General features: G+C 30.1%; 15 protein-coding genes and 1 tRNA gene. 11 read left to right on the top strand and 5 right to left on the bottom strand.

Translation table 11 applies throughout. The features are described from left to right. The first annotated feature begins 8 nt into the window (after window positions 1-8). Together N508_RS01670 and aroE are read left to right on the top strand one after the other, a co-directional pair. Window positions 9-665: a DUF502 domain-containing protein gene (locus N508_RS01670; protein ID WP_023276347.1), complete on the top strand. Its 657-nt coding sequence runs from the start codon at window positions 9-11 to the stop codon at window positions 663-665. 1 nt (window position 666) lies between these two features. Continuing rightward, the gene (gene aroE, locus N508_RS01665; protein WP_023276346.1) at window positions 667-1,467 is read left to right on the top strand and encodes a shikimate dehydrogenase; all 801 of its coding nucleotides are present in this window, start codon (window positions 667-669) and stop codon (window positions 1,465-1,467) included. A gap of 5 nt (window positions 1,468-1,472) precedes the next feature. On the opposite strand, the gene N508_RS01660 is transcribed toward aroE, so the two are convergent. Continuing rightward, window positions 1,473-1,545 (bottom strand) — tRNA-Arg (locus tag N508_RS01660). Between the two features lie 174 nt (window positions 1,546-1,719). On the opposite strand from N508_RS01660, the gene N508_RS01655 reads away from it, so the two are divergent. The 3 genes from N508_RS01655 (at window position 1,720) to N508_RS01645 (ending at window position 3,740) form a co-directional block, all read left to right on the top strand. Further along, complete coding sequence (locus tag N508_RS01655; RefSeq protein ID WP_023276345.1) at window positions 1,720-2,736, top strand: aspartate-semialdehyde dehydrogenase; 1,017 nt, start codon at window positions 1,720-1,722, stop codon at window positions 2,734-2,736. 102 nt (window positions 2,737-2,838) lie between these two features. Continuing rightward, window positions 2,839-3,108: an HU family DNA-binding protein gene (locus N508_RS01650; protein WP_023276344.1), complete on the top strand. Its 270-nt coding sequence runs from the start codon at window positions 2,839-2,841 to the stop codon at window positions 3,106-3,108. A 59-nt stretch (window positions 3,109-3,167) separates the two neighbouring features. Next, window positions 3,168-3,740 (top strand): HD domain-containing protein, encoded by a 573-nt coding sequence (locus N508_RS01645; protein WP_023276343.1) that lies wholly within the window; start codon window positions 3,168-3,170, stop codon window positions 3,738-3,740. A gap of 570 nt (window positions 3,741-4,310) precedes the next feature. Here the strand turns inward: N508_RS01645 and N508_RS01640 are convergent. Genes N508_RS01640 through potA form a run of 4 tightly spaced genes read right to left on the bottom strand, consistent with a single transcriptional unit; the run spans window position 4,311 to window position 8,068 of the window. Further along, window positions 4,311-5,351 carry an ABC transporter substrate-binding protein gene (locus N508_RS01640; RefSeq protein ID WP_023276342.1) on the bottom strand — a complete coding sequence of 347 codons (1,041 nt, stop codon included), beginning with the start codon at window positions 5,349-5,351 and terminating at the stop codon, window positions 4,311-4,313. After that, the gene (potC, locus tag N508_RS01635) at window positions 5,348-6,121 is read right to left on the bottom strand and encodes a spermidine/putrescine ABC transporter permease PotC (protein ID WP_023276341.1); all 774 of its coding nucleotides are present in this window, start codon (window positions 6,119-6,121) and stop codon (window positions 5,348-5,350) included. The genes N508_RS01640 and potC overlap by 4 nt, the downstream gene beginning before the upstream one ends. Continuing rightward, window positions 6,121-6,978, bottom strand: coding sequence for a spermidine/putrescine ABC transporter permease PotB (potB, locus tag N508_RS01630; RefSeq protein ID WP_023276340.1), 858 nt, complete (start codon window positions 6,976-6,978; stop codon window positions 6,121-6,123). Before potB ends, potC begins: the two co-directional genes overlap by 1 nt. Further along, on the bottom strand, window positions 6,965-8,068 hold the full coding sequence (gene potA / locus N508_RS01625; protein ID WP_023276339.1) for a spermidine/putrescine ABC transporter ATP-binding protein PotA: 1,104 nt from the start codon (window positions 8,066-8,068) through the stop codon (window positions 6,965-6,967). The genes potB and potA overlap by 14 nt, the downstream gene beginning before the upstream one ends. 438 nt (window positions 8,069-8,506) lie before the next feature. Between potA and N508_RS01620 the strand changes: the two genes are divergently transcribed. From N508_RS01620 to N508_RS01590, 6 genes are all read left to right on the top strand, one after another. Next, window positions 8,507-10,993 carry a heavy metal translocating P-type ATPase gene (locus N508_RS01620; RefSeq protein ID WP_023276338.1) on the top strand — a complete coding sequence of 829 codons (2,487 nt, stop codon included), beginning with the start codon at window positions 8,507-8,509 and terminating at the stop codon, window positions 10,991-10,993. Next, complete coding sequence (locus N508_RS01610) at window positions 10,993-11,256, top strand: metal-sensing transcriptional repressor (RefSeq protein WP_023276337.1); 264 nt, start codon at window positions 10,993-10,995, stop codon at window positions 11,254-11,256. Before N508_RS01620 ends, N508_RS01610 begins: the two co-directional genes overlap by 1 nt. Window positions 11,257-11,503: 247 nt before the next feature. Then, complete coding sequence (locus tag N508_RS01605; protein WP_023276336.1) at window positions 11,504-12,139, top strand: hypothetical protein; 636 nt, start codon at window positions 11,504-11,506, stop codon at window positions 12,137-12,139. A gap of 76 nt (window positions 12,140-12,215) precedes the next feature. Beyond that, the gene (locus N508_RS01600; protein WP_023276335.1) at window positions 12,216-12,431 is read left to right on the top strand and encodes a hypothetical protein; all 216 of its coding nucleotides are present in this window, start codon (window positions 12,216-12,218) and stop codon (window positions 12,429-12,431) included. 81 nt (window positions 12,432-12,512) lie between these two features. Beyond that, window positions 12,513-13,772 carry a hypothetical protein gene (locus N508_RS01595; RefSeq protein ID WP_023276334.1) on the top strand — a complete coding sequence of 420 codons (1,260 nt, stop codon included), beginning with the start codon at window positions 12,513-12,515 and terminating at the stop codon, window positions 13,770-13,772. Window positions 13,773-13,953: 181 nt separating this feature from the next. Beyond that, a complete protein-coding gene (locus N508_RS01590) occupies window positions 13,954-18,204 on the top strand; it encodes a 2-hydroxyacyl-CoA dehydratase (RefSeq protein ID WP_023276333.1) in 4,251 nt (1,416 codons plus the stop codon). Window positions 18,205-18,346 lie beyond the last annotated feature (142 nt).

Here is an 18,346-nt window from a genome sequence, read left to right as displayed (position 1 = left end):
CATTAATTATGAATATAACTCAAAAAATTAAACAAATATTTATAGCAGGTATACTGGCTCTTTTGCCTATTGTAGTAACAGTGTATCTGCTTTACTTCTTGTATAACATTGTAGTTTCAAAAGCCAGCCCAATTGTTAAAAAGATAGCTTATAAGTATAATTATGATTTTAGTGAGTATATTTTTCAAATAGGCACTTTTATGCTTATAATTTTGATTATCTTTATTATAGGAATATTTACAAGAATGTATCTTGGTAAACTTTTTATTAAGATGCTTGATAATATTATGACACATATTCCTATTGCTCGTTCTATTTATAATGCAACAAAGCAGGTTATAGATTCTTTTGGCAATACTTCAGGCTCATCATTTTCTAAGGTTGTGCTTGTGGAATTTCCAAGACGAGATATGTGGATGATTGCTTTTTTAGTGAGAGATTCACTGCCTTTTATGCAGAAAGTTTCTACAAAAGAAGAAAGTGTTAATATTTTTGTTCCCACAGCTCCTAATCCAACATCTGGTTTTGTTGCAATAGTCCCTAAAAAAGATATAAGGGAAATAGACATTTCTGTGGAAGAAGGTATTAAATTTGTGCTTTCGGTTGGAATAATTAATTTAGATAAAAATTCTGATATAAAAGACTTAGTAAAGGACGATAAATAAAGTGTATATTAATTTAGGTTTAATTGGAAGTCCGCTAAATCATACATTTTCTCCATTTATACATAACTATTTTTTATATAAATCAAGTCTCTGTGGTGGCTATACCTGTTATGATATAAGTATAGAAGAACTTGAAGAAACTATTATGATGTTTCAAAAATTTCATTTTAAAGGTGTAAATGTAACTGTTCCTTATAAACAGGAAGTAATGCAGTTTTGCTCAGAGCTTGATATTACAGCAAAAAGTATTGGTGCTGTAAATACTCTGCATTTTACTGATAATGGAATCATTGGACATAATACTGATATTTTTGGTTTTTATATGATGCTTGAAACTTCAGGTATTAATACTTTAAATAAAAAAGTTTTGTTATTAGGTGCAGGCGGTGCTTCAAGAGCAGTCATACCATATTTATTAATGAATAAACCAGAATATTTTTTAATAGCAAACAGAACTTTAGAAAAGGCTGAAGATTTATCATTACTATATGAAGATGATATAGACATATGCAGACCAGATGATTTGCAGGGATTAGAGTTTGATATTGTTATTAATACAACATCTATGGGAGTAAATGGAGAGCCTTATACTGACTATGGTTTTAAAATTAAAGAAGCAGCAGTAGATATGATATATAGACCGCAAATGACTTCTTTTTTATCTTTATACAGTAAAGATAACATAAAACTTGTAAATGGTCTTGCTATGCTTATTTATCAGGCTGCAGGTTCATTTAATATATGGACAGGGTGTGATATTATTCCAGATATGGAATATTTTTATAAAGCAGTATATAAATAGTTTAGTGGGCTATGCAGGAATTGAACCTGCGACACCCAACTCCGGAGGTTGGTGCTCTATCCACTGAGCTAATAGCCCTAAATTTCGTAATGATATATAAAATCAACTTAAATAGCAAGTTATTTTTAACAAATGTATTGTTAAAATTGTAAGAATAGAACATAAAAAAATTTTTTGTTATTTTTGTATTATTATTCTTGACAAAATCTGTTTAAAAGCTATAAAGTTATTTACATTCTAGGAGAATATATTATGATACCACAAAAAAAAATGGCTTATAATGTTGCAGTTGTTGGTGCTACTGGTGCAGTAGGTAAGACTTTTTTAGATATTTTATCTGAAAGAAAATTTCCTATTGATAATTTAAAACTTTTGGCATCTTCCAAGTCTGCTGGTAAAAAAATGCAGTATAATGGAAAAGAGTATACTGTTGAAGAGTTAACTCATGATTCCTTTAAAAATATTGATATAGCATTATTTTCTGCTGGGGCATCAAGGTCAAAAGAATTTGCTCCATCTGCAGTTAAGGCAGGTGCTGTAGTTGTTGATAATTCTTCTGCATTTAGAATGGATAATGATGTGCCATTAGTTGTGCCTGAAGTAAATCCTGAAGATGCATTAAAAAATAATGGTATAATTGCTAACCCAAATTGCACAACAATTATTATGCTTGTTCCTTTAAAACCACTGCATGATTATGCAAAAATTAAAAGAGTAGTCGTATCATCTTACCAATCAGCTTCTGGAGCAGGGGCTGCAGCTACTATGGAATTAATGGAACAGACAAAAGCATGGTCAACAGGAGAGCCTATTGAAGTAAAGGCTTTTGCTCACCAGCTTCTTTTTAATGTTATTCCACATATTGATGTGTTTACTGAAAATGGTTATACAAAAGAAGAAATGAAAATGTATAATGAAACTCGTAAAATGCTTCATTCTGATGAAATAAAAGTAAGTGCTACATGTGTTCGTGTGCCAGTATTAACTGCTCATTCAGAAAGTGTTTTAATAGAAACTGAGAAAAAACTTACACCAGAAAAAGCTAGAGAATTACTTTCTAATGCCTCAGGTGTTAAACTTTATGATAATCCTGATGAAAAACAGTATCCAATGCCGCTTTTAGCATCAGGGCAGGATTTATGCTATGTTGGAAGAATTAGAGAAGATATAGCCTATGATAATGGTTTATCATTTTTTGTAAGTGGTGACCAGTTAAGAAAAGGTGCAGCTACAAATGCTGTTCAAATTGCAGAATTATTAATAAAATAAATAATTAATTAAATATGGGATGAATGGTATATATTTACTTGACAAGTAGAAGTAATTGTATACAATATCTAAATTTATCCTATATATTTATGGAGGTATTACATGAATAAAAAAGAACTTATTGATTCTATTGCACAAAAAACAGGTGTAAAAAAAGTTGAAGCTGAAAAAGTATTATCTGCTTATGAAGCTACAATTCTTGAAACATTAAAAAAAGGTGAAAGAGTAACTATTGTTGGTTTTGGCACTTTCACTGTAAGCGAAAGAAAAGAAAGAAAAGGTCGTAACCCAAAAACTGGTGCAGAAATGGTTATTCCTGCTAAAAAAATGCCTAAATTTCTTGTTGGCAAATCATTTAAAGAATCATTTTAATTATTTAATGGATATAATAAGCATGATTAAATCGTGCTTATTATATCATTTTACTTTTTATGTCTAAACATTCATCGCATAATCAAATAGTTGCCTTTATTTTTGAAACTGGTTTATTAAACCGATTTAAACGCAGTGGTTTTGATTTTCTAGGAACTGGAAATCAGAACATATCATCCCATTCATATAGAACAGCAATTATTTCATATATTTTAGCAGAAAGACTAAATGCAGACAGCAGCAGGGTAGTTTTGCTGTCACTTTTTCATGATATACCAGAAACAAGAACTGGAGATATAAATTATTTTCAAAAACATTATACAGAAAAAAAAGAAATGAAAGCAGTAGAAGATATTGCTGAAAATATAAAAGAGCTTTCTTTACTTCCTGATTTAATTTTAGAATTTAATAATGGCAGCAGTATTGAAGCAGAAATAGTCCGTGATGCTGATATATTAGAGCTTATTTTTACTCTTAAGGAAGAATTAGATAGTGGCAATAAACAGGCTGAAATTTGGATAAAAAATTCTTTAAAAAGGCTTAAATTAATTGACAGTATAAAAATAGCAGAAACTGCTTTATCTGTAAAATCTTATGACTGGTGGATGGATATATTAGATATACAGAGATAGGTTTATCCAAAAAATTTAGACTAATCAATATAAGTAATTTATCTAGAAAGAAATAACAGTTATAAGTATAGAAAATATCTATTAACAATCTTAGAAAGTGGTATAATTAGTGCCTGTGAATTATCAAGACGCTTTAAAATACATAAATGAATGATATGTAAAATATATAATAAATATAAGCAGTCAGGCAAATCAAGTTTAAATGATATATTTATTCGTAATAAATATTGTAGATAATTTAAAGTAAATTAGGCTATACTGAGCTTTATTTATAAGCAAAGTATCTAAAAACAGATAAGAACTACTGTATTATAGCTAATTTAGATTTTTCACATTTAAAATCAGGCTCATAATAACTGCTATACAAAATTTTGATAAGTCTAAAATGCAAAAGTAATCATCAGATATTCAATTTATAAAAAAGATAAATATATTATAGAATAAAAAAAGAAAATAGAAGAATAGTTTATTAAAATCCTTAATGATAAAAACTAATATTCAAATAGAAAAGAATGTATTATAAACAAACCCATTTCAAATAAAATGGGTTTGTTTTTATATAATTACTGATTATTCACCTATTTTTAATTTTTCCCAGTAACTACTGTATAATAGCAGAGCTTCTTCTACATCAAGCTGAAATTCAGAATTTTTTAAATCTTCGTCAGTAGGAAAGATAGTTCTGCTGTTTTTTGATGTTTCATCAAGATACTGAGCCACTTCTTCTTTTTTTACAGGAGTAGTATATCCTACATAGTTAGAAATTTGAGCAGATATATCTGGACGAATAATAAAATCAATAAATTTATAAGCATTTTCTATATTTTTAGCTTTGCTTGGAATTACAAGGCTGTCTACCCATACAGCAGCACCATCTTTTGGGTAGATATATTTAATATTTTCATTTTCCTGAGCAGCCATAAATGCTTCGCCACTCCACATGATACCAATATATACTTCTTCATTTAAAAATGGAGTTCTAGGAGAATCTGAATTAAAAAGTTTAACAGAAGGCATAAGTTTTACAAGTTTGTTATATGCTGCTTCTAATTCTTCTTTATTTTTTGTATTTCCAGAATAACCAAGGGAATGAAGTGCTGCATGGAAAACTTCTCTTAAATCATTTTGCAGCATAACTTTTCCTTTAAATTCTTCTCTCCATAAATCTTCCCATGAAGATATTGTTGCAGGATCAATATATTTTGCATTTATACCAATAGCAGTAGTCCCCCACATAAAAGGAATACTGAATGCATTATCTGGGTCATAAGTCTGGTTAATAAGCTGTGGGTTAAGTTTGCTGAAATTAGTAAGTTTTGTTTTATCAATAGCTTGTATTAAGCCTTCTTTCTGCATTTTTTGCACATAGTAAGTTGATGGAACTGCAACATCATAATCTGCACCACCAGTTATTTTTATTTTTGCATACATTGCTTCGTTACTGTCATAAGTGGTATAACGAACTTTAATTCCAGTTTCTTTTTCAAACTGTTTGATAACTTCATCAGGAATATATTCTGACCAGTTATAAACATAAATCTCGTTTTCAGATTTTTTTGTGCAGGCAAAAACAGCTAAACATACCAGCATAAGAATAATGATTTTTTTCATTTTTTCCTCTCTTTTAACATTATTTGAGCTATTATGATTATGAGCATTGATGCTCCAAAAATAAGTGTACTTAAAGCATTAACTTCTGGTTTTACACCAGTTCTAACCATTGCATATATTTTTTGCGGCAGTATTTCAAACTGTGGTCCTGATGTAAAAAATGCACATATACTGTCATCCATAGATATAGTAAAGCTTAATATCCATGCAGCTATTACAGCAGGCAGTATTGACGGTAGAATAATATGAAAAAATGTTTGTAGTTCATTTGCACCTAAGTCTTTTGCGGCTTCAATAATATGCATATCAAAATCAGCAAGTCTTGTAAAAAGAACAGCCATAACAAATGGAAGACATAAAGTAATATGTGTAATAAGCAGTGTTTGAAAGCCTAAATTCATACTTAAAAATTTAAACAGTAAAAGCAGTGATATACCCATAATAATCTCAGGGGACATTATAAGTATATATAATAATGACATTATAAAATTTTTGCCAAAAAATTTAAATCTAAATAAAGTAACTGCAGAAAGTGTGCCTATAACTGTAACAAGAGTAGCTGCGGATACACCTACAATTAATGAGTTTACAAGACCGCTTATTAATGCACTTGAATTAAATAATTTTTCATACCATTTTAAAGAAAAACCTTTCCATATAGTGCCGGATGATGCTTCATTAAATGAAAAGATTATTAGAATAATTAATGGCAGATATAAAAATAAATAAACTGAAAATATATACAGCCAATGCCATTTTACATTTTTCATTACAACACCTTTGTCCTAAATGATTTTGAGCTTTTATAGTATGCCCATATCATAATACCCATAATAACAGTTATTAATACACTTGCAGCAGAGCCAAGTGGCCAGTTTTGCAGCACATTTGATGTAAACTGTTCTTGAATAATATTGCTTACCATTATGTTTTTGCCACCGCCTAAAAGGCTTGGTATATAGAATAATCCAAGGGCAGGCAGAAACACTAAAACTGTGCCTGCAATAATTCCTGGTGATGTAAGTGGAAGTATGATATGATAAAAAGTGCGTAGTTTACCTGCACCTAAATCTTGAGCTGCTTCAACATATCTAAAATCAAATTTATCAATTGTAGCATAAAGCGGCAGTATCATAAATGGTAAAAGAGTATATACAAAGCCAAAAATAACAGCACCTTCTGTATAGAGCAGTGAAAGCGGGGTATCTATAATACCGATTTTAATAAGTATAGTATTAATAAGCCCATTTGCTGCCAGCATATACGATATTGCATAAGTTCTGATTAATGCACTTGTCCAGTAAGGGATAACAACAAGGAGTGCCAGCAGACCTTTATACTTTGATTTTGAGCGTGCTAAAATATATGCAAAAGGGTATCCTATAATCAAACATAAAAAAGTAGCAATTGCTGCAATTTTAAAAGAGTTTAAGAATATATTAAAATATGCACCAGAGAAAAAGCGTTTATAGTTTTCCAAAGTGAAAACAGCTTTTACAAAAGACTGACTGTCATATTCTAAAAAGCTGACAATAAACATTATAATATTTGGTATTAATGCAAAAAGCAAAAGCCATAAAACTATTACTGCAATAGTTACAGTGTGAAACAGGTTACGCTCTTTCATCTTTTAATACAACCTCCCAGCCAGAAACCCAGCCAACAGATACCTGTTCATTCATATTGTAGTCAAAATCTTCATATTCTTCGTCAAAAAATTCACTGGCTTTAATTATTGTGCCATTATTTAATTTTATAGTTGTATCAAGAGTGGCACCTTTATATACTTTTGTTTCAATATTACCAACCATTAATCCTTCAGTATCAGGGTATTCGCTGAGTTTTTCTATTCTCATATCTTCAGCTCTAAGAAGAAGTGTAAATTTTTCACCAATATTTAATTCTTTTTTTGTTTTAATGCTGCATATTCTACCTTCAACCTTTGCTTTAACAAGATTATTTTCAAACCCAAGCACTTCTCCATTTAACACATTAACATCACCTATAAAGTTTGCAACAAATATAGAGTTTGGCTCTTCATATAAGTTTTTAGGTGTGCCGCACTGCTCAATGATACCCTGATTCATAACAATTACTCTATCAGACATAGATAATGCTTCTTCTCTATCATGAGTAACTAAAACAAAAGTAATGCCTAATTTACGCTGCAGCTGTTTTAATTCTTTCTGCATATTAAGACGCAGGGAAGCATCTAATGCACTTAAAGGTTCATCAAGCAGCAAAACTAATGGTTGATTAACTAATGCTCTTGCAAGAGCAACACGCTGCTGCTGACCACCTGAAAGCTGATGCGGTTTTCTATCAATAAATTCTTCAAGTTTTACAATGCGCAGAACATCCATAACTTTTTCTGTTATTTCATTTTTAGGAACTTTATGCATTTTAAGCCCAAAAGCAATATTGTCAAAAACTGTCATATGTGGAAAAAGTGCATAGTTTTGAAAAACAGTATGAACTTCTCTATTATTTGCAGGAATATCATTAATGCGTTTTCCCTGCAGTAAAATATCACCGCTGTCAGCCTGTTCAAAGCCTGCAATAAGCCTGAGAGTAGTTGTTTTTCCACATCCAGAAGGACCAAGTATTGTTAAAAATTCACCATTATATATTTTTAAGTCTAAATTATTTAATATAGATTTGCCATCAAAGCTTTTGCAAATACTTTTTAACTCTACAAGTGTTTCCTGCTGTTTCATTTTTCACCTTTTAAATATTTCATATAAAAATCAGGCTTAAGCCAGTTAATATGTTTAAAATCTATAAATTTTGACAAGTATTAATATACTTCATTACTGTTATTGTCAAGCATATTTTTATAAATTATATTATTTTGTGATAAATATAAAAAAATCTAGCTGTATAAGTATATATAATATAATATAAAATATTGATATATAATAAATAATATAAAATAATAATATTGATAAATTTTTAGATAAAAATATATTATTTTATATAAAAAATTTAGAAAATTATAAAAAATGGTATTATATTTTGCTAATTTTTTTTGATTTATTTCATTTTTTATGATTTTCAATATTAAAGTAGATGTTTTTATATGTTGACTTCTTTATTTATATGTATTATTAATAATAATACCCCATACCACAGGGGTAGGGAATACAGGAGTTTATATGAAAGAGAAGTATAATATTACAGGTATGACATGTTCTGCATGTTCTGCTCATGTTACAAAAGCTGTTGCTAAGGTTAATGGAGTTAAAAATGTTAATGTTAATCTGCTTTCAAATAGTATGGTGGTAGAATATGATGATGCAGTATCAAGCAGTGATATTATTTCAGCGGTTACTGAAGCAGGGTATGGTGCAGAAATAGAAAATAATAAGGTGACTTCAAAACAGACTCAAAAACTTCCTTATGACACAGAGCTTGAAAATATGAGAAAAAGGCTTGTTATCTCATTTATATTTTTTATTCCTGTAATGTATTTATCTATGGGCAGTATGGCAGGACTTCCGCAGTTTTCTTTTTTTAAGCATTATGAAGGAAGTTTTAATTATGCTTTTACTCTTTTTTTACTTACAATACCTGTTTTAATAGTTAATAGAAAATATTTTATTAATGGGTTTAAGGCATTGTTTAATAAAGCTCCTAATATGGACAGTCTTGTTGCTCTTGGCTCATCTGCTGCTGTAATATATGGTATATTTGCAATATATAAAATAGTGCATGGATATACTTATCAGGAAACATCAATAGTTATGAAATACAGTCATGACTTATATTTTGAATCAGCTGTTACTATTTTAACTTTAATTACTCTTGGAAAATATCTTGAAACAAAATCAAAAAGAAGAACTCGGGATGCTGTTGAAAAATTAATCAGTTTAACACCAAAAACTGCCATAGTAGAAAAAGATGGTAAAGAAGTGACTGTTGCCTATGACGATATACAGGCTGGAAATATTATAGTAGTAAAACCTGGTGGTATTATAGCCTGTGATGGCATAATAATTTCAGGTGCTGCTTCTATTGATGAATCAGCTATTACTGGTGAAAGTATACCTGTTGAGAAAAAACAGGGAGATAAAGTAATAAGTGCCACTATTAATAAAACTGGTCATATAAGATTTAAAGCATTAAAAGTTGGCAAAGATACTACATTATCCCAAATAATATCTTTAGTAGAAGATGCTGCAAACTCAAAAGCACCTATTTCAAAACTTGCTGATAAAATAAGCGGCATATTTGTGCCAATCGTTATTGTTATAGCTTTAATTTCTGGAATATTCTGGCTTTATATGGGTGAAAGTTATGAATTTGCTTTATCTATTGCAATATCTGTTTTGGTAATATCCTGCCCATGTGCCTTAGGGCTTGCAACTCCTGTTGCTATAATGGTTGGCACAGGTAAAGGTGCAGAACATGGTATATTGATAAAATCTGCAGAAAGTCTTGAAATGGCACATAATATAAAAGCTGTTGCTCTTGATAAAACAGGAACTATCACAGAAGGAAAAATGAAAGTTGTAAACATTCAGTCATTTAAATACAGTCAAAATGATTTATTACAGCTTGCTTATTCTATGGAAGTAAAATCTGAGCATCCTGTTTCAAAAGCTATTGTTGAAAAAGCAGAAGAATTACAATGTAAATTACTAAATGTTGAAAATTTTACTTCTTATTCAGGTCTTGGTATATCCTGCACTATAAATAATATTACTTATTATGCTGGTAATAGAAAATTTATATTAGATAATAATATAGATATTACTAAAATTTCTAATATGCTTTTGCCAGATAAAGCTGTTGCACCTGTTTATATCGCAGACAATAATGAAGTAATAGGTATTATATATGTGGCTGATACTATTAAGGAGTCAAGTATAGAAGCAGTAAAAGGTTTTAGAGAACAGGGTATAGATGTATATATGCTTACAGGGGATAATAAAGAAACTGCAGAGCATATTGCTAATCAGGCAGGAATTAATAATGTATATGCGGAGCTGTTACCACAAGATAAAGAAAATATAATAAAAGAAATTCAAAAGAAAGGCATTAAAACTGCTATGGTAGGAGATGGTATTAATGATGCACCTGCATTAATGCGTTCTGATTTAGGAATAGCAATAGGAGCAGGAACTGATGTAGCATTAGAATCAGCAGATATTATTTTAATAAAAAATAATCTGCTGGATGCTTTAACTGCTGTAAAATTAAGCCATGCAACTATTAAGAATATTAAAACAAACTTGTTTTGGGCTTTTTTTTATAATATTATAGGTATTCCAGTAGCTGCAGGTATTTTTTATAAGTCATTTTGTATTACATTAAACCCAATGATAGCTGCTGCTGCTATGAGTTTCAGCTCAATATTTGTTGTAACTAATGCTTTAAGATTAAAATTTTTTAAAGCAGAAGAATATAGTAAAGGAGATAAAATTATGAAAGTTATTGTTAATGTAAACGGTATGAACTGCAATCATTGTAAAATGGCGGTTGAAAAAGCATTAAATACTGTAGATGGGGTAGTTTCTGCTGAAGTTAATTTAGAAGCAAAAAATGCGTCTGTAACCTTATCAAAAGAAGTTGCAGACAGTGATTTAATGAATGTTGTAAATGAAGCTGGTTTTGAAGCAGTTTCAGTGGAGAAAGTTTAATGAAAGCAGATAAAACAGAAGTTTTACTACTTTTAAAAACAGCAAAAGGTCACATAGAAGGTATTATGCGAATGGTGGAAGATGACAGATATTGTATGGATATATCAAACCAAATATTTGCAGTAGAAGCTCTTATGCGTAAAACTAATAATGTAGTTTTAAAAGCTCATCTATTATCATGTGTTCGTGATACCGCAAAAAATGGTGATGTAGATAAAAAAATAGATGAACTTGTTTCTCTGTTTAATACTCTAATGAAATAAATATACTTTTGGAAAAAGGATATTTTCCTTTTTTCAAAAGTCTCATTAATATATATTTCTATTTGTTTATTTTAATAAAATTTAATTCAGTATTTTATAATCAACAATTAATATAATATTATATTTTAAAAATATCTAGGTTTATTGTTAGTAAAAATTGTTAAGAAGCATAAGTTAGTATTGAAATAAAGCATAACATAAAATAGTATATTTTATAAATATTTTAAATAAGTTATAGAGGCTTTTTATGAAGAAAAATAAAAAATCAAGTATTTTATACAAATCAGTTGGATTTATGCTTTTTTTAGGTGTCATAGTGATGGTTATTATAGTAACAAGTAATTTTCGCTCTGATAAAGAATTTACTCTAAGTAATAATAAAATGGAAATCACTGATAACAACATAGGGTATGAAACTTTTGAGAATATTAAAAAAGGGAATATTAAAGTAGCATGTAATGATGTGAAAAAACTAGGTGCTCTCTTTATTCAGATTAATAATGAAATGACAAGTGATAATATTACTGATACACAAATGCAGGAATATGCAGTATCTACTCCAGCTAAAAAAGCTATAGATGATTTTAGTATGAATTTTATTGCTTTTTTAGAAAATTTTTATGGTCAGAAAAATATTTCTCAGGCAGAAGCAGTGTTGCAGGCTGTTAATATGGAAATATATACAAATATTGTGCAGACATCTCTTATGATAAAAACTGGCAATATTTCAGAAAAAGAGTTCTATGATTACTTAAATATTGAATATTGTGGTGCAACACCGCCTGCATCATATATATCACCAAAAGATGTAGTGTTATATTTTATTAACAACTCTTATGGCAGGTCGGCAGTAGAAGAATTAATGGATAATACAGGCAAATAATTATTTATTTGTATTGACAAATAAATAATTATTTCATAAATTATATCTATGGGGATAACCCAGCAGGAGTATAATTATGGCTTATGTTTCAGGCTTGCCTTCTTTTGAAAAATCGCATATGTTAGGTATGGAGTATTCTATTGCAGCTGCAAATAAATCAAAAGGTATGTCTCATCAGCATGGTATTACAGAGCTTACTAATACAGATGCAGCTACAAAACAAGCCAGCATGGCTGGAGCAAATATAGAAGTATCAAAAGGCATTGGTCATCTTATTAATGTAGTAGGCTAAGTATAGTTTTTTATCATACTTGACTTAATATATAAAATATGTTAGTAATTTTTCCCAAAATATTTTATAGAGAGTGAAGTTTTGTTTGAGAAATTAACATCATTTAAGCTGGATAATCTTTCAGCTTTTTCTGACACATGTTCATCCGTTTTAAAAAGAATTAAATTTATAGACAGTAATTCATTTATTATTCTTGAAAATACATTTAATGTTTTTATATTCTACCATATAAATTTAGATGGTAAAGTAATAAAAAAATGGGAGTTTGAAGCTGATGAAGATATGCTGCTTGACTATATTTATATAGATGGCAGACTTTATCTTGTTTTTATATCAGAGTATGCCCAGTATGAAGAAAGTATTACTTTTTACTGCTCTAATGATAAAGGTTTTGAATGGCTTAGCTCTATGGCAAAAGAATCTTATATGCATGATATGGATTTTCTTCATATTTTTAATAAGAATAATAAAATCAGATTTCTAATTATTCGTCATAACAGGCTTCATTTATATACAATAAATGAAGCAAATAATGACAGCTCTATTATTATTGATGATGAAGAAGTGTATAAAAATCTTTATCATTTAAGTGAGATAGCGGTATTAGAAGGCAGCAAATGGATAATCAGCAATGGTTATGCTGTTAATATAAAAGGTAAATTCTGGGAAATATATAATACAGATTTAGAATTAATATGCAGCTTTGAATTTACTGATGATTTAATAGACTGGCTTGAAATTAGTATATCAGATGATGGGTCTGTTATTGCTGTTGCCACAGACTGCAGTGAAGAAGAAAAGGGAGCATTAGCCATATATAATAAAAAAACAGAGCAGGTATACACTCATTTTCAACGGTATGGTTTTTTCAGCATGAGTATTGCAGCAGGCAGAGTATGGGCAACAATAGCAAGCTCTTTTTCAGATATTGGTGGATTAATGATTTTTGATAAAGAAGCTAATCTGAAATATGCATCATTAAAAGATGAAGAAATTGATGAAAATTTAACATCATATAACCCATTACCAATTATATATAAGGCATTAAGTTTTGAAAGTCTGCCTGATAATAAACTGTTAGTAATAACTGATAAGAATATATTTGTAACTGATATATCATGCAGAAATATTCAGGATTTGCCAGCAGAGCCTTATGAGTGCATAGATTTATTAAAAGATAAATCTAAATTAATTATGATTGCATATAATAATAGGCTTTATGGTGGCAATCCGGACAAAAAATATTCAGTAGAAGTTGTGATATATAAATGGTCAGTTGAACATACACCAGCAAGTATAGTAGATTTAAAATCATATAGAAAAAATAAGTATGATATTTAAAAATTTTAATAAAAATCAGTCATAAGCCGTAAAATATTTCATTTTTTTACAAGATATTTTGATATATACAGAATATGAAAATATGTCCATTATTTTTGTTTGACAATACATTAGAAATCATATATTTTAAATAATACATTTTTAGTATTTTTTTATTGTTTTATTTTTTATGAGGAATAATATGAGTAAAAAAGTTTATCATATGGGGCTTGATATTGGTTCTACTACAATCAAAATTGTAATTACTGATGAATATGATAATATGCTTTATCATCAGTATAGAAGACATTTATCTGATATGCGTAACACATTAACTGTTTTAATAAAAGAAGCTTATAATGAATTTCCAGATGCATTTATTACAATTAATGTAACAGGTTCTGGCGGTATATCTGTCTCACAGTGGCTTGAAGTTGATTTTATACAGGAAGTTATCGCATCTACTGAATGTATTAAAACTAAAATTCCAGAAACCAATGTAGCTATTGAGCTTGGTGGCGAAGATGCAAAGCTTACTTTTTTTGATAATGGTATAGACCAGAGAATGAATGAAACATGTGCAGGTGGAACTGGTGCATTTATTGACCAAATGGCTGTTGTGCTTCAAACTGATGCAGCAGGTCTTAATGAAATGGCAAAAAATTATAAGACTATCTATCCTATTGCTGCAAGATGTGGTGTATTTGCAAAAACAGATGTGCTGCCATTATTAAATGAGGGTGCAGCAAAAGAAGATATTGCAGTTTCTATTTTTCAGGCTGTTGTTGACCAGACTATAGGAGGGCTTGCATGTGGAAGAACAATTTCTGGTAATGTTGCATTTTTAGGCGGTCCATTATTTTTCTTGTCAGAACTTCGCAACAGGTTTATAGAAACATTATCTTTAACGCCTAATGAAGTTATTTTCCCAGAACATCCACAGCTTTTTGTTGCTATGGGTGCAGCACTTGTTTCTAAAAAAAGTAAAGAAGTTTCTTTTAAATCTATTATTAATAAAGTTGAACAGCTGCAAACTACTAAAGTAGAAAGTGAAATAGAGCAGCTGCCGCGTCTTTTTGAATCAGAAAAAGATTATGAAGAGTTTAAAGAGCGTCATTCTAAAGAAGGTATATTAAATAAAAAAGAGTTTTCTCTTGCAGAGGGAGAGCTTTATCTTGGCTTAGATGTTGGTTCTACTACTACAAAAGCAATATTAATAGATAAAGATGATAATTTATTATTTGAATCTTACTCATCAAACCTTGGCAACCCAGTTAAATCTGTTTTACTTGTGCTGGAAAAAATATATGCTGCAATGCCAAAAAATGCTTACATTGCTAATTCATGTATTACAGGATATGGCGAAGGTTTAATTAAAGCTGCTCTTGGTGTAGATGAAGGGGAAGTTGAAACAGTAACTCACTTTACTGCAGCAAGATATTTTGTTCCAAATGTATCTTTTATATTAGATATTGGTGGACAGGATATGAAATGCATGTATGTTCGTAATGGGGCAATTGATAAAATTATATTAAATGAGGCATGTTCTTCAGGCTGTGGCTCGTTTATTGAAAACTTTGCAAAATCAGTGCAGTCTACTGTTCAGGATTTTGCATCAACAGCACTTAAAGCAGAACATCCTGTTGATTTAGGTTCAAGATGCACAGTATTTATGAACTCAAAAGTTAAACAGGCACAAAAAGAAGGGGCTTCTGTAAGTGATATTTCTGCTGGTCTTTCATATTCTGTTGTTCGTAATGCTTTATATAAAGTTATAAAAATGAGCAGTGTGGAAGATTTAGGTGAACATGTTGTTGTGCAAGGTGGGGCTTTTTTTAACGACGCAGTATTAAGAGCATTTGAGCTTTCTGTTGGCAGCAAAGTAACAAGATTTGCCATTTCTGGTCACATGGGTGCTTTTGGTTCAGCATTAATTGCAAAAGAAAGAAGCGAAAATGGCAAACATTCTGCTATTATTAAATCTGATGCAATAGCCAGCTTTAAAATGGAATCAATTAATGTTAGATGTAAACGCTGTTCTAATCACTGCTTATTAACAGTTAATAAGTTTGGTGGCAGTAAAAAACATTATATTACTGGTAATAGATGTGAAAAAGGTGTGCAGGAAGTAGAAGAAGCAAATAAACTTCCTAACCTTTATGCATATAAAAATATGCGTCTTTTTGAATACTACATTCCACTAAATAAGGAAAATGCATCTCGTGGTGTTGTTGGTATTCCAAGAGTATTAAATATTTATGAAAATTATCCATTTTGGTTTACATTATTTACAAATCTTGGTTTTAGAGTAGAAATATCTGATAAATCATCAAAAGAATTATTTAATACTGGTCTTGAAACTATTCCTTCTCAAACTGTATGCTATCCTGCAAAAATAGTGCATGGTCATATAATGAATTTAATCAGCAAAGGTATTAAACGAATATTCTATCCGTGTATTCAAAAAGAAGTTCATGAAGAAGGTGCAGATAATAACTATAATTGTCCTGTTGTTTGCAGCTATCCTGAAGTTATAAGATTAAATGTTGATGCTTTGGTAGATGAAAAAGTTGAATTTATGGGTCCGTTTTTGCCATTAAATGATTATAAATATTTAGAAAATTCTCTTGTGCAGATGTTTCAGCCTTTTAATATTCCAGAACAGGAAGTGCGTATTGCTGCAAGAAAAGCAGATGCAGAAATGAAAAACTTTAAAAATGATATCCGCATGAAAGGTGAAGAAACATTAGAATATATTGAAAAACATGGTATTCAAGGTGTTGTTTTATCTGGCAGACCATATCACATTGACCCTGAAATAAATCATGGTATACCTGAACTTATTACATCTAACGGTCTTGCAGTATTAACTGAAGATTCTATTGCTCATCTTGCAACCGTTGAAAGACCAATGAATGCTGTTGACCAGTGGACATATCATTCAAGATTATATAAAGCTGCAAGTTTTGTATCAGAACATGATAATATTGAATTAATTCAGCTTAATTCTTTTGGCTGCGGTCTTGATGCGGTTACTACTGAGCAGGTTTATGATATTTTAAATAGACATGATAAGCTTTATACAGTTATTAAAATTGATGAAGGCAGTAACTTAGGTGCAGTCCGTATCCGTATACGCTCTCTTATAGCAGCAATTCAGGACAGGAAAAAACGAGGTATAAGCAGAAGTTTTACACCAGCTAAAAAAGGTGCAGAATTTACAAAAGAAATGAAAGATACCCATACTATTATTATTCCACAGCTTTCCCCTATTCATATACATTTAATGAAAGAAGCATTAGCTGCAGAAGGTTATAAAGTAAAAGTATTAGAAACAACAGATAGAAACGATATAGAGTGCGGTTTAAAACATATTAATAATGATGCATGTTTCCCTGCTATTGTTGCAGTTGGTCAGTTATTAAACTATGTAATGTCACCAGAATGCGATACAGAAAGAGTTGCAGTGCTTATTTCACAAACAGCAGGTGGCTGCCGTGCTACAAATTATATAGGCTGGTTGAAAAATGCATTAAACAGAGCTGGTTTAAGTCATATACCAGTGCTTTCTTTTAACCTGCATGGTATGGAAACTCATGAAGGATTTAAAGTTACTATGCCAATGATAAGGCGTATGGTTATGGGTATATTGTATGGTGATTTGCTTATGAGAATGTTATACAGGTGCCGTCCTTATGAAAAAGTAAAAGGTGAAACTGAAGCAGTATATCACAAATGGGCAGATATTTGTGCAAGAAATGTTTATAACTATAACTGGCGTCAGTTTAAAAAAGATGTTTATGATATTGTGGAAGAATTTGATAATATACCAATGAATGAAACACGAAAACCCCGTGTTGGTATTGTTGGTGAAATATTAATCAAATTTCACCCTGATGCAAATAATAAAGCTGTAGAAGTTATAGAAAGAGAGGGTGGAGAGGCAGTTGTGCCTGATTTTATGGACTTTGTTCTCTACAGTGCTTATGATGATATATATAGAAGCAAATATATGGCAGGTTCTAAAATCCGTAAATATGCTGCAAGATATATTATATGGATGATTGAAAGAAAAAGAAATATTATGCGTAAAGCATTAAGGAAAAGTAAACATTTTGATGCTATGCCTGATATTTTTGAACTTGCTCATTTAGCTGAAAAAATAGTTTCGCTTGGTAATCAATCAGGTGAAGGCTGGCTTTTAACTGCTGAAATGGTAGAATTAATAGAAGGTGGTGTTGGCAATATTCTTTGTGTTCAGCCATTTGCATGTCTTCCAAATCATGTTACTGGTAAAGGTGTTATGAAAGCATTAAGGGTTGCCTATGATAATGTCAATATTGCAGCAGTAGATTATGACCCGGGTGCAAGTGAAGTAAACCAGTTAAACCGTATTAAACTTTTAATGAGTGTTGCTCAGAAAAATTTAGCAATTACTAGAAAAGAAATATAATCATTGTTTAAATATGGAGAAATTTTTCTCCATATTTGTATTTATTAAAAATTTTTAAAGCCACAAATGTGGATATAATATATCTATTGTTTTCCTCCTTAATATATTTTATTATCTGCCGATATATCTAATGTATCTTTAA

The sequence above is a fragment of the Mucispirillum schaedleri ASF457 genome (assembly GCF_000487995.2).
GTDB classification, from domain to species: Bacteria; Chrysiogenota; Deferribacteres; order Deferribacterales; family Mucispirillaceae; genus Mucispirillum; species Mucispirillum schaedleri.
This window is presented reverse-complemented; position numbering and strand designations above follow the sequence as displayed.

Coding starts and splice junctions, on each gene's coding strand:
- potC (WP_023276341.1), bottom strand. CDS start 6,121: ATGAAAAATGTAAAATGGCATTGGCTGTATATATTTTCAGTTTATTTA.
- N508_RS01605 (WP_023276336.1), top strand. CDS start 11,504: ATGAAGAAAAATAAAAAATCAAGTATTTTATACAAATCAGTTGGATTT.
- N508_RS01610 (WP_023276337.1), top strand. CDS start 10,993: ATGAAAGCAGATAAAACAGAAGTTTTACTACTTTTAAAAACAGCAAAA.
- N508_RS01590 (WP_023276333.1), top strand. CDS start 13,954: ATGAGTAAAAAAGTTTATCATATGGGGCTTGATATTGGTTCTACTACA.
- N508_RS01620 (WP_023276338.1), top strand. CDS start 8,507: ATGAAAGAGAAGTATAATATTACAGGTATGACATGTTCTGCATGTTCT.
- N508_RS01600 (WP_023276335.1), top strand. CDS start 12,216: ATGGCTTATGTTTCAGGCTTGCCTTCTTTTGAAAAATCGCATATGTTA.
- N508_RS01655 (WP_023276345.1), top strand. CDS start 1,720: ATGATACCACAAAAAAAAATGGCTTATAATGTTGCAGTTGTTGGTGCT.
- N508_RS01670 (WP_023276347.1), top strand. CDS start 9: ATGAATATAACTCAAAAAATTAAACAAATATTTATAGCAGGTATACTG.
- potA (WP_023276339.1), bottom strand. CDS start 8,068: ATGAAACAGCAGGAAACACTTGTAGAGTTAAAAAGTATTTGCAAAAGC.
- potB (WP_023276340.1), bottom strand. CDS start 6,978: ATGAAAGAGCGTAACCTGTTTCACACTGTAACTATTGCAGTAATAGTT.
- N508_RS01650 (WP_023276344.1), top strand. CDS start 2,839: ATGAATAAAAAAGAACTTATTGATTCTATTGCACAAAAAACAGGTGTA.
- N508_RS01645 (WP_023276343.1), top strand. CDS start 3,168: ATGTCTAAACATTCATCGCATAATCAAATAGTTGCCTTTATTTTTGAA.
- N508_RS01640 (WP_023276342.1), bottom strand. CDS start 5,351: ATGAAAAAAATCATTATTCTTATGCTGGTATGTTTAGCTGTTTTTGCC.